This window comes from Tenacibaculum jejuense (assembly GCF_900198195.1).
Lineage (GTDB): Bacteria > Bacteroidota > Bacteroidia > Flavobacteriales > Flavobacteriaceae > Polaribacter > Polaribacter jejuensis.
Genome location: NZ_LT899436.1, coordinates 2,010,298 through 2,024,012 on the forward strand (window position 1 = coordinate 2,010,298; position 13,715 = coordinate 2,024,012).

A 13,715-nucleotide genomic window follows, 5' to 3' on the forward strand; every position below is an offset into this window, starting at 1 on the left:
ACTAAAGGAAGAAAAATGATAAATAAAGCAACGTTATTTAGTGTAGGTTTGTTAGCTACTGTCTTAATCACAGGTTGTAAAACAGAAAAGAAACCTGAAGAACCAGTAAAAGTTCAAACAGTTACCACTGTAAATAAACCTTTAGTAATAGCTACTTGGAATACACCAGATGCTGTAAACGCAGCAGCCAAAGTTTTACAAAACGGAGGAACAGCTTTAGACGCAGTTGAACAAGGATGTAGAGTAGAAGAAGCAAATCCTAAAAATCAAACTGTAGGAATTGGAGGATTACCAGACCGAGATGGTTTTGTGACTTTAGATGCTTGTATTATGAATGAAAAAGGTGATTACGGAGCTGTAGTTGGTGTAGAAAATATTAAGCATGTAATTTCTGTAGCTAGAAAGGTTATGGAAGATACACCTCACGTATTATTATCAGGTAAAGGAGCTGAGCAATTTGCGGTTTCAAAAGGATTTAAAAAAGAGGATCTTTTAACTGAGGAATCAAAAAAAGCTTGGGAAGAATGGAAAGTGAAATCAGAATACAAACCGATAATTAATATTGAAAATCACGATACCATTGGAATGTTAGCAATGGATGCTGATGGAAATCTTTCAGGAGCATGTACAACAAGTGGTTTAGCGTATAAGCTAAGAGGTAGAATAGGGGATTCACCAATTATTGGATCTGGATTATTTATCGATAATGAAGTTGGCGGAGCTGTAGCTACAGGTTTAGGTGAAGAAGTTTTAAAAACAGTAGGAAGTTTTTTAATTGTAGAATTAATGCGACAAGGAATGTCACCACAACAAGCTTGTGAAGAAGCGATTAAAAGAATTGTAACAAAGCCCAATAGCGATTTTAAAAACTTTCAAGTTTGTTATATCGCAATGAATAAGAAAGGAGAAATAGGAAGTTATGCTATTCACGAATGGTTTAGTTATAGCAAATTTGATAATAAAGGATACAAAAACATTAAATCAGATTTTTATTTAAAAGACAAATCATAATTTATGACAACAACCAATAAATCTTACAAAACAGCTTTTATATTTTTAACCACTTTATTCTTTTTATGGGGATTTATCACAGTATTGGTAGATTCTTTAGTTCCTCGTTTAAAGGATGTTTTCGAAATGTCTTATGCGAAAACAGTATTGGTTCAATTTGCTTTTTTTACAGCTTTTTTTGTAGTTTCTGTTCCGGCAGGAAAACTATTAAGTAAAATAGGTTACAAAAAAGGAATTGTTTTAGGGTTAACAATAATGGCTTTAGGTTGTTTGTTATTTTATCCAGCTTCTTCGTATAGAAGTTTCTTTGTGTTTTTAACAGGATATTTCACATTAGCTGGTGGAATTACAGTTTTACAAGTAGCAGCAAACCCTTATGTAGCTCTATTAGGAAGTGAAAACGGAGCATCAAGTAGATTAAACTTATCACAGGCATTTAATTCTTTAGGAACTACTATAGCGCCAATTGTGGGAGCTTTATTCTTATTGAGTGATACTGTAAAAACATCAGAAGAAATTGAGCAATTATCAGAAGTTGCAAAAACGGAATACTATGCTGCAGAAGCAGCTACAGTACAAACCCCATTTTTATTTATTGCAGGTTTTATAGGAGTTTTAGCTCTAGTATTTTCATTTATAAAGTTACCAAAAGTAATGGAAGAAAGTCCGAAAGGAGGCTATTTATCATTACTGAATAATAAAGTAATGTTACTTGGAGCGTTAGGAATCTTTGTTTATGTAGGAGCAGAAGTTTCTATTGGAAGTTTTTTAGTGAATTATTTCCAAGATATGAATTTAGCAACTATCATTTCTCAAAATGAAACGATGATGAATATTGCAAATACCATTGCTAGTGTTTTTAATAAAACATTTTCAAATTCCGATCCAAAATCTTTATTAGGAATCTTTGTGATTTTCTATTGGGGTGGAGCAATGATTGGGCGTTTTATAGGAGCGTATTTGACAAAAATTATTTCTCCAGGTAAAGTATTAGCGATTTTTGCAATTTTAGCCGTAGCTATGATTGTAATATCAATTACAACTACCGGATTAATTTCTATGTGGTCAATTTTAGCTGTAGGATTATTTAATTCTATTATGTTCCCAACTATTTTCACTTTAAGTTTAGAAGGATTAGGAGATTTAAAAGCTCAAGCTTCAGGATTATTATGTATGGCAATTGTTGGTGGAGCTATTGTTCCTTTTATGTTTGGAGGATTAATTGATTATTTCGGATTTAAAATTGCATTTATACTTACATTAATTTGTTATGCTTACATCTGGTATTTCGGAAGAACAAAATCATTAGTTAAAAGCTAATGCTTATTTATATACGTAAATTTGAGAGACCCACTTTTTGGTGGGTCTTTTTTTTTGAATTTAAGAACAATAAAAGTAAGCGTATGTTAAGATTTTTAATTAATTCATTAAAAAAAATTAACTTTGATTAAGATAATAATGATAGAATGAAAAAAACGGGGGCTTTTTTCTTATTTATTTTAATTTGCATAAGTTGTAGTTATAATAAAGATTTAGATACTACAGAAAGTAAATTACAGGCTATTAAATCGCTTCAAAAAAAGTCGAGAAAAGCTAAGAAAGATTCTATTCTTTACTACATTGATAAAGCTGATAAAATCTTCAATAAAAACCCAAAAATTAATGATTCTTTGCTATTAGAGAACTTATTTTTAAAAGGGAATTATTATAAGAAACAGAATAATCTTGATTCAGCTAGACATTACTTTCATAAAACAATTTCTTTAGTAAAAAAGCCTAATTCAAGTTCTAGAACAATTTTCTTTTTTAGAAGTGCTTGGGAAATGGAAAATCTCAAAGGTAATATTACAAACGCAATAAGTATAGCTCGAAATTTTATAGAAATATCAGATAAAGAGAAGTTTAAAAAAGATCTTATTTACGCGTATAATTACTTAGCAAGAAAAAATTTAATATTCGGTAAATATCAAGAAGCATTACAGTTCAACAATAAAATTTTAAAAATAGCAGATGAGATAAATAATGTTGATATGTATGTAATTACTGCTATCGCTAAATCTAGAATTTTATCCTATTATTTAAAAGAAAAAGAAAAAGCAGTAACATTATTAGATAGTTTATCTAAAATAGATTGTAGTATCGATTCAAAACGTCAGATTTACAGAAGATATGGAGTTTTAAATTTTTATAATAATGATTTTACTAAAGCAATTTCTTATTACAAAAAAGTTATACAGCTTACCAAAGAACAAGGTGTTTTAAGTAAAAGTTTTGAACGAAAAATAGACTTCAACAATAATTTGATAGAAGCTTATAATAATATTTCAGAAGCATTTTTAAAGATTAAAAAGAATGATATAGCTACTAAATATCTAGATTCTGTAAAACCTTTACTAGATGTAAATACTAAGAAAGTACATATTATTTCTTACATGAAATATCGTTTTTTAATTCATAATAGAACATTAAAAAATGAAGACGACATTTTAAAAGAATACCTTTCATTTATTAAAGAGAGTACGAAGCAACAAGAAGAAAAAATAAATGAAAAACTCTACGCATTAGAATTAGCCAATGAAAAAGAAAAAATAGCAATTCAAGAAAAAAATAAAACGATAATTGATAATGTAAAACTAGAATCTAGAAATATTAAACTTATAGCTCTTTCAAGTGTTGCCTTACTATTATTAGTTACAGGATATTTATTTTACAGGCAAAGAAATTACGCTTATGAGCGTCAAGAAATGCAAATTCAACAACGATTATTACGATCACAAATGAATTCACATTTTTCATTTAACACCTTATCTGTTATCCAAAATCAATTCTATGGAGATCAAAATATAGCAGTGAGCTATTTAGGTAAATTTTCTAGATTACTAAGACTTTTATTAACAAATTCACTACAAAATTATGTTTTAATAGAAGATGAATTAGATTTATTAAAGCGATACATAGAATTACAGTTATTTCGTTTTCCTGATAGTTTTGAGTTTAATATAGCATTAGAAAATTTTGAAGAAGACGATATTTTATATATTCCGCCAATGTTAATACAGCCTTTTATTGAAAATAGTATTGAACATGGTTTTTCAACAATCAATTATAAAGGATGTATTCATATTCGATTAAAATTATTAGAAAAGTATATCGAATGTGTTATAGAAGATAATGGAGCTGGTTTGCAAAAGCAAAGAGTGGAAGGTAAAGAAAAAGAGTCTGTTTCTACTGATTTAATATCAAATTTTATTTATAAAACGACGAAGCAAAAGATTATCATTTTAGATAAGAAAAAACGAAATAAAGAAGAAAATGGAGTATATGTAAAGTTTTTAATTCCCTATAAATTAACAAATAATGATTAAAGCAATACTGATTGATGATGAGATTTACATTAGAGAAATCGTAAAAGAAAAGTTAACAGCTAATTTTAAAGATAAAATAGAGATCATTGGTGAAGCTGGCACTGTAAAAGATGCCGTTACAATTATTAAAGAACTAAAACCAGATTTATTATTTCTAGATATACATTTAAAAGACGGAACTAGTTTTGATATTTTATCTCAAATAGATCATAAGAACTTAAGTATCGTTTTCATTACTGGTTTCGATGATCATGCCATTAAAGCCATCAAAGTAGGAGCCTTAGATTATATCATAAAACCTATTGATACTACCGAATTTAATGAAGCAGTATTGAAAGTAATAGAAAGTTATAAAGTAGATAATTTTACTGAGAAATCTGTTGAGGTTTCTAAAGAACATTTTACCAATACATCTGCTAAAAAGAGGATTATTTTAAAGACTTTGGAAAACATTTTTATCGTTTATGAAGATGATATTTTTTATTGTAAATCTGAAGGTAATTACACAACATTTTATACCCAGAAAAACGATAGAATAGTAGTGTCTAAACCAATTAAAATGATGGAAGAATTACTGTCTAAAGATATTTTTATTCGTTGCCATAAATCGTATTTAATTAATAAAAAACATGTAATTCAATACAATAAAAATGGTCATTTAATTATAAATGAAACTCATAAAGTTCCTGTTTCTAGTAGACGAAAAGATTTTATCATACAAGAAATCTTTAAATAATAAGATACAAGCGATAGTGAATTTATTTCTTACGTTAGTGAATTGAATTTACACTTTAATACAAATACCTGATATTATATAAACTGAATATTTAGTTTCAACTAAAATTATAAATTATGAGTAAATTTAATGTATTGTGTTTTTTATCCTTACTATTAATATTTTCATGTTCAAAAGAGAATGAAACCATTGATAATATAGAAGTTACACAAACAATTAAACAAGTATCAAACTTAAAAGAGAGAAATAGCAGAGACTTTGGAGAAACACTGGTAAACTATGATGAAAATTTGCTACAATCTGTAGGTATTCTATTCTCAAAAGTATTAATAAAACATCCAAATGCAAGAGATTATTTTTCTGAAGTAATGAACACTATTTATAATAATGGAAATAGTGTTAGTTTAATTGATGTGTTAAATACTGATAACTCAATTAATCCTTTTCTAGAATCTTTTGAGATGGAATATTTAGAACTTTATGGTGATCCTTCTTTTAATTGTAGTAGACCTAATGAAGAAGAAGAACCACCGACTTTAGAAGTAGATTTATTACTGTTATCTCCCGTAGGATCATTTTCTAATTACCTAAATGCTATTTTAAACGAACATTGTATCGAATTGTACTTTCCTAACGGTATAGATTATAATCTTCTTAAAGTTGATTTCCCAGAGGTTATTTCTTCAGCTCATCCGTTAACAAATGCATCAACTAACGAATCGTATATAAATAGAGTAGAATGTAGAATAGAAACTTCTACTGTTGATGCTAATACACCTGGAAATGTTGTAATTGCTAGATTTAAAAGACCACAAGGAAATCAAAGAGGATGTTTATATACAGAATATTCTTTTATTGAAGATTTTAGAACTTTTTTATCTAATTAATAGACTACATAAATTTTTTAAAAATAGATCCTCTCACCTAAAAAGTGAGAGGATTTTTTTATGACTTAAAATGAAAAGCGTTAATACATTTATCAATAACGTTCGTGAGTTCTAGCTTGTATGAGGTTTATAAAGGTTTGATATTGGATGAATTAAAAATATTAATCATGAAAAAAATATTAAATCTAAAAAGTACTCAGATATTAGATAGGAGTACACAGCAAAAAATTAAAGGAGGCTGGGCTTCTTTTACTTGTGAAAATGCATGTAACGAAGGACCTTCTAATCCTTTCTACTTTAAATGTTTTTGTGCTTTAGAAGGCGACTCAGAAAAAAGAAAATTTTAATTATTAAATATTATCAGAATCATGAAAAAAATAATGAATTTAAACGGAGTTCAAATACTAGATAAAAGAACTCAAAAAAGTGTTACAGGAGGGTTATTTACTACAACCAAAAAAAAATGTGATAACAGTATCTGTTCTATTACACCAGGTAAATGTTGTGGATATGATAGTCATGGAAATTATGGCTGTGTTGTAGCGAACAGTGATATGGGAACACTTAATAATAATTGTAGATAATTAAAAAAATAGAAATGAAAAAATTATTGAATTTACCAGGCGTACAAATATTAAACAAAGCGACACAACAAGATATTAAAGGAGGAAAAGGTTTGACTACTTATAAATGTGCAGTTAGTAAAAAATGTTTTACAGCTTCAGATTGCATAAGTTTCAGTCCAAGATGTGTTATGGAATGTTTTGCTGCTCCGAATGGAGAAGAAGGTATTTGTGTGGGATATGTTGCTTAATAAGTAAAGTAAAGAATAAAAAAAGCTCGCTAATGGCGAGCTTTTTAAATATATAGACTTTTTTAAATCTTACTTTTCAGGATTTAAGATTCCTAAAATAGGACCACTAGAAAGATATTTCTTAGCTAATTTCTGAATATCTTTTGCAGTAACAGCATTAACTCTTTCTTCAAAAGTAAATACATCATCAGGATTACTATTAGAGTAATCAATTCCTTGTAAAGTATTTAACCAGAACCTATTTTTCTTAATGTTATCTTTATGGTCATTAATCATTCCTTTTTTAGCTTTCTCTAAATCCTCAACAGACGGTCCGTTTTTAATTAAAGACTCAACTTCTGCGATAGAAATATCTTTTAATTTATCAACATTCTCAGGAGCACAAGGGAATCCTATAGAGAAACTATATCTTCCATAAGGAAGTTTACTCATACCACTACGTGCACCAGCAGAATATACACCACTTTCTTTCTCACGTAATTTCTCAGTTAATTTAATTCCAACGACTTCACCAATAAAGTCAAATACTAAAGCATCTTTTTCATTGTAATCAGCTTCACCTTGATATCTAATACTTACTGTACTTTTTGGATCCTTTCCTTTAGAAACAACTTTTTTGTGAGATCCTGTTTTTGGACGGAAATCATGTACTTTATAAGACTCTTTAGAGTTTGTGCTAGGTAAACTTGCAATATATTTTTTAGCTAATTCAGTAAGTTTATTTTCATCTACATTTCCTACAAAATAAAAATTAAAGTCACTAGCATCAGCAAAACGTTCTTGATACTTTTTGTAAGCTAAATTATAATCAGCAGCTTCATATTTTTCTGGAGATGGGAATCCGTTGTAACGAGGGTTTCCTTCGTTCATGAAATCTCCCATTTCTTTTTGGAAGAAAAATCTAGGACTAGCTAATACGTTTCCTAAGAAACTTTTTTGTTTGTTTACAAATGATTTAAACGCTTTTTCATCTTTATTTAAAGCAGTAAAATATAAGTGAACTTGCTGAAAAAGTTCTTCTAAATATTTAGGAGAAGCACTTCCAGAAAATCCTTCACTAATACTACCAATGTAAGGTCTAACTCGTGCAATTTTACCAGACATCATTTTACTCATGTCATTTAAATTGAAACCGTTAATTCCAGCTTCTGTTAAACCACCATTAGCAAAAGATGTAGCTTTTAATTCCTCGTTAGTATATAAAGAAGTTCCACCATAACTGAATGCACTAAATAAAATTTCATCATTCTTAAAATCAGTTTTCTTAAAAGTTATTTTAGCTCCATTACTTAAAACTATTGTTTTTGAACCTAACTTGTCGTTTGTCATAGTTTTAGTAACAGTTCCTGCAGTTGGAACTTTAGTAATTAAAGAAGAAGCTACAGCTTTGTCTTCATAAGGCTTTAATTCTTTTGTTTTTACATCGTTTAAAGCTTTTAATACTTGCGCTTCAGTAACTGTCTTTTTTGGTCCAGTTATTACAACAACTCTATTGTCATCGTGTAAATAGTTTTTAATTAAATTGTTTACTTCTGATAATTGAATAGAAGGTAACATTTTAAGTGTAGTTTCATAACTCCACTCAACACTTGCTACAGGTCTATTATCTAAGAAACCACTCACTAAAGCACCTGTTATACGACTTGATTCTCTTTTGTTTCTATCTTTAAAAGATTTTTCAATACGAGAAACAATATTCTTTTTAGCTCTTTCAAATTCTCCTTTTTGAAAACCGAAACGCTTCACTCTTTCATTTTCAGTTAATAATGCTTCTAAACCTTTTAATTGTCCCTCAGCACTAGTTCCTGCTTGCGATTGAAATGCTCCTCTATCTTTAGCTAATGTTCCACCATAGTAACTAAAACCGTAAGTAAATGGAGGATTTTCACTATTTACTAATTCATCAAATCTGTTGTTGATCATTTGATCGAATAAGTTGTTGATTAAAGATTTTCTATATCCGTCTACTGTAGTAACTGGCTTTCTATCTTCACGATCTTTATACATAATCTCTACACTAGAGAATGGCGCTTCTTTATCTGCTTCGATTGCAATGAAAGTCTCTTTATGATTTTTTAAAGTGTAAGATTCTTTCTTTCTAGGATTTTTTACTGCTGGAATTTTAGAAAAATACTTTTTAATTTTTTCTTCTAGAACAGTTACATCTGCGTCTCCAACAGCAATTACAGCCATTAAATCTGGTCTGTACCAATCTTTAAAGAAACGACGAATACTTTCATGTTTGAAGTTTTCAATATTTTCCTTAGTTCCAATAGGCAAACGCTTTGCATATTTAGATCCATATGCAATTTTATCAATATAATTTTCTAACATTCTAGAGTTTGCATCTCTACGAGAACGGTATTCTTCAAGAACAACACCACGCTCTTCATCGATGTCTTTCCCTTCTAATAAGGCTCCATGTGCCCAGTTTTCTATAATTTGAAAACCTTTGTCAAGTTTAGCTGGATCATCAGTTGGAATAGGTAAAATATATACAGTTTGATCAAATCCTGTATATGCATTTAAATGTGAACCGAACTTAACACCTATAGATTGTAGATAATCAACTAATTCGTTTCTTTTAAAATCTTTAGTTCCATTAAAGTTCATATGCTCCATAAAGTGAGCTAAACCTAATTGATCTTCATCTTCTAAAACTGAACCAGCTTTGATTGCTAAACGAAGTTCTACTTTGTTTGCAGGTTTTGCATTTTGTTTTACAAAATAAGTCAATCCGTTAGAAAGTTTTCCTGTCTTTACAGAAGGATCATTTGGAATTTTTGTAGACTGTGCTACGACTATTTGGGATACAAATAGTACAAGTGTAAATAGTTTTACAACTTTTTTCATAGTAAATTGAAGTATTAATGATTGATGCGAATATACGCTGAAAGCAATTTAATTTTGCACTTTCTCTGTTAATAAGTGTTAATTATTGAGAATCTGTTACAGAATTTCTAAAATTTTTTGAGGAGGTCTACCGATTACAGCTTTTTTATCGTGAATAACTATTGGTCTTTCTATTAATTTTGGATTTTCAACCATAGCTTTAATAATTTCACTATCAGTTAATTCTTTTCCTTTATACTTTTCTTTCCAAATACTTTCATTCTTTCGAACTAAATCAATTGGAGAAATATTTAATAGTGTAATAATTTCAGTTAGTTCTGTTTCATTTAAAGTATCGTTTAAATATTTAACTACTGAAAACTCTTTTTTACTTTCTTCTAGAATAGCCAGTCCTTGTCTAGATTTTGAACATCTAGGGTTGTGATATATTTTGATCATATTTAAATTAATTATTAAAGTGAATTGTAAATAATATTTATAGAATTCTAGCGCTCTTTCTGTCCCATCATCATTAAATATGATTTTAAGAACGGGTTAATGTTTCCATCCATTACAGCATCTACATTTCCAGTTTCATGAGCAGTTCTAACATCTTTAACTAGTTTATAAGGATGCATTACATAATTACGAATTTGACTTCCCCATTCATTTTTCATCTTATTAGCTTCAATGTCTGCTCGAGCTGCTTGTCTTTTCTGTAATTCAATTTCATATAATTGAGACTTTAACATTTGTAATGCAGTAGCTCTGTTGTCGTGTTGTGATCTAGAATTAGAACATTGTATCTGAATTCCTGTAGGTTTGTGATGTAATTGAACTTTTGTTTCTACTTTATTTACATTTTGTCCTCCAGCACCACTAGAACGAGCTGTTGTAATTTCAATATCAGCAGGATTAATTTCAATTTCTATAGAATCATCAGCAACCGGATACACATAAACAGATGAGAAAGAAGTGTGGCGTTTTGCATTACTATCAAACGGAGAAATTCTTACTAAACGATGTACTCCGTTTTCACCTTTTAACCATCCGAAGGCATAATCTCCATCAATTTCAATAGTAACTGTTTTAATTCCAGCTGTATCTCCACTTTGATAATTTAAAGTTTTTAATTTAAAACCTTGTTTTTCTGCCCACATCGTATACATTCGAGTTAACATTTCTGTCCAATCACAACTTTCAGTCCCTCCAGCTCCAGCTGTAATTTGTATAACAGCACTTAAACTGTCACCTTCTTCAGAAAGCATATTTTTGAATTCAATATTTTCTAAGAATGTATTTGTTTTTTCAAATTGTTCTGTAATTTCATCCTCCTCAACATCGCCTTCTTTGTAAAAATCATAGAGAACATTTAAATCTTCATTTAAAGCAACGATTTCATCATAATCATTTACCCATTTCTTTTTTAAACGTAGCGATTTCATTAAAGTTTCAGCTTCCTTAGGATTATTCCAAAAATTAGGATCGGCTGTTTTTTCTTCCTCGTTAGAAATTTCAATTAATTTCTGTTCTATATCTAAATAACCTTTAAGTTTTTCTACGCGTTCACTTATGTTTTTTAACTGGTCGTGTGTAATCATAATGGCAAAAATAAGGTAAAAAAAAGATTTAGTATTTTTAACAGCCTTTTAAATCTAAACCTAAGTATTACATGAAAAAAACAATATTTTTTATCTGTTATTTTTTTGCTATTTCTACTTTTTCACAATTTTTTGAAGGAAAGAAAAATGTAAAGAAATACGAAGGATTTATTCCTTTTTACTATAATGAAAATACTGATGAAGTTTACCTTGAGATTTCAAAATTAAATAGGGAGTTATTATATGTCAATGCATTGTCGGAAGGTGTTGGTTCTAATGACATTGGTTTAGATAGAGGTCAGTTAGGAAGTGGAGTAGTAGTGAAGTTTGTTAAAGCAGGTAATAAGTTATTATTAATTCAACCCAATCAAAACTATAGAGCTGTTACAGAAAATATAGAGGAGAAGCAATCCGTAAAAGAAGCGTTTGCAAAGTCGATATTACATGGATTTATAATTACTGAAGAAAAAAATAATAAGTTCTTAATTAATGCAACCGACTTTTTAATGCGTGATGCTCATGGAGTAGCAGATAGGTTAGCTTCTAATAATCAGGGGAATTATAGATTAGATAAGAGTAAAAGTGCGTTTTATTTAGAAAGAACAAAAGCTTTTCCTAAAAATGTAGAGTTTGATTTGATGCTTACTTTTTCAGGAAAACCTAAGGGATATAATATTCGAAGTGTAACTCCAAATGCTTCTTTAGTAACTGTTCATCAACATCATTCTTTCGTAGAATTACCAGACAATAAATACAAACCTAGAGTATACGATCCTCGTTGTGGTTCTTGGCAAATGACATATTTAGATTATGCAACTCCAGTTGACCAATCCATTAGAAAAAGATTCATTTATAGACATAGACTAGAGAAGAAAAATCCAAATGCAAAAATTAGTGAAGCTGTTGAACCGATTATTTATTATTTAGATAGAGGAACACCAGAACCTGTACGTTCTGCTTTATTAGAAGGAGGAAGATGGTGGAACCAAGCGTTTGAAGCAATTGGTTATAAAGATGCTTTTCAGTTAAAAATGTTACCAAAAGATGCCGATCCGTTAGATGTTCGTTATAATGTAATTCAGTGGGTGCATCGTTCTACAAGAGGTTGGAGTTATGGAGGAAATATTTCAGATCCGAGAACTGGTGAAATTTTAAAAGGTCATGTAAGTTTAGGATCATTAAGAATTCGTCAAGATTTTCTAATAGCTCAAGCTTTACAAGCTCCTTATGCAAATGGTAAAAGTGAAGATAAATTTGCTTTAGAAATGGCTTTAGCAAGAATTCGTCAATTATCGGCTCATGAAATCGGACATACATTAGGTTTTGCACATAATTTTGCTGCAAGTACAAATGAGAGATCTTCAGTAATGGATTATCCGCATCCAAAACTTACACTTAAAAATGGTAAAATTGATTTTTCTAAGGCCTACGATAATAAAATTGGAGCTTGGGATAAAATAACAGTTGCTTATGCTTATCAAGATTTTCCAAGTAAAGAAAAAGAAGGTTTAGTTAAAATCTTAGATGAAGCTTCGCAAAAAGGATTGCGATTTATTTCTGATGCAGATGCAAGACCAAAAGGAAGTGCACATGCATACGCTCATTTGTGGGATAATGGAAAAAGTGCTTCTGAAGAATTAAAAAATATATTAGAAATTAGAAACAAGTCTATTAAGAATTTTTCAATTGATAATATAAAAAGTAACCAACCTTATTCAGTTTTGGAAGATGTATTTGTTCCTTTGTATTTCTTACACAGATATCAAACTGATGCAGCTTCAAAATTAATTGGTGGTCTTGATTATACTTATGCTGTAAAAGGACAGAAAGATATTGTTGTAAAACGAATTAAAGGAAATGTAGAACGTGAAGCCTTGCAACAACTATTAAGAACTATAAACGTAAATGAAATTGCAGTTCCGAAACGATTATTAGCACTTTTTCCACCTAGAGCCTACGGTTATAACAGAACTAGAGAAAGTTTTAAAAGTAAATCGGGCGTAGCTTTCGATCCTTATGGAGCTATTCAAACCAATGTTGCGTTTACATTAGATTATTTATTTCATCCAGAACGAGTAAATCGTTTATTACAACATTATAATATTGATAACTCTCAACTTGGATTAGATGAAATGTTAACAACAGTAATTAAAAGTTCTTTCAAAAAAGAATATAAAGACTCTTATTACAGAGGGTTGCATAACGTAGTTAAAAACGAAATTTTATCAAATCTATTTTATTTATACAACAGCACTATTTATTTTGAAGGAAAAGCGATTATTAACGAAAAAATAAATAGTATTGCAATGGATTTGAAGAATAGTGATAAGGTAATTGACAAAGAGTTTTTATTGTTGATTAACGATTTTAAAAGCAATCCTTCTAAATACAATAAGAAACAAAAAACTTTAAAAATTCCTGATGGATCTCCAATAGGAATGAAATAAAACAAAACAACAACACAAAAAG

12 protein-coding genes are annotated in these 13,715 nt (G+C 29.3%); 9 read left to right on the forward strand and 3 right to left on the reverse strand.

Annotated elements, in window-relative coordinates; genetic code table 11:
* Nucleotides 1-15: 15 nt before the first annotated feature.
* The 8 genes from AQ1685_RS08940 (at nt 16) to AQ1685_RS08975 (ending at nt 6,813) form a co-directional block, all read left to right on the forward strand.
* Nucleotides 16-1,011, forward strand: a complete 996-nt coding sequence (locus tag AQ1685_RS08940) for an isoaspartyl peptidase/L-asparaginase family protein (protein WP_095071402.1) — start codon at nt 16-18, stop codon at nt 1,009-1,011.
* 3 nt (nt 1,012-1,014) lie between these two features.
* Nucleotides 1,015-2,331 (forward strand): sugar MFS transporter, encoded by a 1,317-nt coding sequence (locus tag AQ1685_RS08945; protein WP_095071404.1) that lies wholly within the window; start codon nt 1,015-1,017, stop codon nt 2,329-2,331.
* Nucleotides 2,332-2,477: 146 nt separating this feature from the next.
* Nucleotides 2,478-4,376: a tetratricopeptide repeat-containing sensor histidine kinase gene (locus tag AQ1685_RS08950; protein WP_095071406.1), complete on the forward strand. Its 1,899-nt coding sequence runs from the start codon at nt 2,478-2,480 to the stop codon at nt 4,374-4,376.
* Nucleotides 4,369-5,112 (forward strand): LytR/AlgR family response regulator transcription factor, encoded by a 744-nt coding sequence (locus AQ1685_RS08955; RefSeq protein ID WP_095071407.1) that lies wholly within the window; start codon nt 4,369-4,371, stop codon nt 5,110-5,112. Before AQ1685_RS08950 ends, AQ1685_RS08955 begins: the two co-directional genes overlap by 8 nt.
* A 116-nt stretch (nt 5,113-5,228) precedes the next feature.
* Complete coding sequence (locus AQ1685_RS08960) at nt 5,229-5,999, forward strand: hypothetical protein (RefSeq protein WP_095071409.1); 771 nt, start codon at nt 5,229-5,231, stop codon at nt 5,997-5,999.
* 167 nt (nt 6,000-6,166) lie between these two features.
* A complete protein-coding gene (locus AQ1685_RS08965) occupies nt 6,167-6,346 on the forward strand; it encodes a hypothetical protein (protein WP_095071411.1) in 180 nt (59 codons plus the stop codon).
* Nucleotides 6,347-6,367: 21 nt separating this feature from the next.
* Nucleotides 6,368-6,583, forward strand: coding sequence for a hypothetical protein (locus AQ1685_RS08970; protein WP_095071413.1), 216 nt, complete (start codon nt 6,368-6,370; stop codon nt 6,581-6,583).
* Between the two features lie 14 nt (nt 6,584-6,597).
* Nucleotides 6,598-6,813, forward strand: a complete 216-nt coding sequence (locus AQ1685_RS08975) for a hypothetical protein (RefSeq protein WP_095071415.1) — start codon at nt 6,598-6,600, stop codon at nt 6,811-6,813.
* Between the two features lie 69 nt (nt 6,814-6,882).
* Here the strand turns inward: AQ1685_RS08975 and AQ1685_RS08980 are convergent, their stop codons facing one another.
* The 3 genes from AQ1685_RS08980 to prfB all read right to left on the reverse strand — a co-directional run bounded on the left by AQ1685_RS08980 (nt 6,883) and on the right by prfB (nt 11,246).
* Nucleotides 6,883-9,666 (reverse strand): M16 family metallopeptidase, encoded by a 2,784-nt coding sequence (locus tag AQ1685_RS08980; protein WP_095071417.1) that lies wholly within the window; start codon nt 9,664-9,666, stop codon nt 6,883-6,885.
* Nucleotides 9,667-9,762: 96 nt separating this feature from the next.
* Nucleotides 9,763-10,104 (reverse strand): arsenate reductase (glutaredoxin), encoded by a 342-nt coding sequence (gene arsC / locus AQ1685_RS08985; protein ID WP_095071418.1) that lies wholly within the window; start codon nt 10,102-10,104, stop codon nt 9,763-9,765.
* A gap of 47 nt (nt 10,105-10,151) precedes the next feature.
* Nucleotides 10,152-11,246: a peptide chain release factor 2 gene (gene prfB / locus AQ1685_RS08990; RefSeq protein WP_095071419.1), complete on the reverse strand. Its 1,095-nt coding sequence runs from the start codon at nt 11,244-11,246 to the stop codon at nt 10,152-10,154.
* Between the two features lie 71 nt (nt 11,247-11,317).
* Between prfB and AQ1685_RS08995 the strand changes: the two genes are divergently transcribed.
* Nucleotides 11,318-13,693 (forward strand): zinc-dependent metalloprotease, encoded by a 2,376-nt coding sequence (locus AQ1685_RS08995; RefSeq protein ID WP_095071420.1) that lies wholly within the window; start codon nt 11,318-11,320, stop codon nt 13,691-13,693.
* Nucleotides 13,694-13,715 lie beyond the last annotated feature (22 nt).

Coding starts and splice junctions, on each gene's coding strand:
- AQ1685_RS08940 (WP_095071402.1), top strand. CDS start 16: ATGATAAATAAAGCAACGTTATTTAGTGTAGGTTTGTTAGCTACTGTC.
- AQ1685_RS08945 (WP_095071404.1), top strand. CDS start 1,015: ATGACAACAACCAATAAATCTTACAAAACAGCTTTTATATTTTTAACC.
- AQ1685_RS08950 (WP_095071406.1), top strand. CDS start 2,478: ATGAAAAAAACGGGGGCTTTTTTCTTATTTATTTTAATTTGCATAAGT.
- AQ1685_RS08955 (WP_095071407.1), top strand. CDS start 4,369: ATGATTAAAGCAATACTGATTGATGATGAGATTTACATTAGAGAAATC.
- AQ1685_RS08960 (WP_095071409.1), top strand. CDS start 5,229: ATGAGTAAATTTAATGTATTGTGTTTTTTATCCTTACTATTAATATTT.
- AQ1685_RS08965 (WP_095071411.1), top strand. CDS start 6,167: ATGAAAAAAATATTAAATCTAAAAAGTACTCAGATATTAGATAGGAGT.
- AQ1685_RS08970 (WP_095071413.1), top strand. CDS start 6,368: ATGAAAAAAATAATGAATTTAAACGGAGTTCAAATACTAGATAAAAGA.
- AQ1685_RS08975 (WP_095071415.1), top strand. CDS start 6,598: ATGAAAAAATTATTGAATTTACCAGGCGTACAAATATTAAACAAAGCG.
- AQ1685_RS08980 (WP_095071417.1), bottom strand. CDS start 9,666: ATGAAAAAAGTTGTAAAACTATTTACACTTGTACTATTTGTATCCCAA.
- arsC (WP_095071418.1), bottom strand. CDS start 10,104: ATGATCAAAATATATCACAACCCTAGATGTTCAAAATCTAGACAAGGA.
- prfB (WP_095071419.1), bottom strand. CDS start 11,246: ATGATTACACACGACCAGTTAAAAAACATAAGTGAACGCGTAGAAAAA.
- AQ1685_RS08995 (WP_095071420.1), top strand. CDS start 11,318: ATGAAAAAAACAATATTTTTTATCTGTTATTTTTTTGCTATTTCTACT.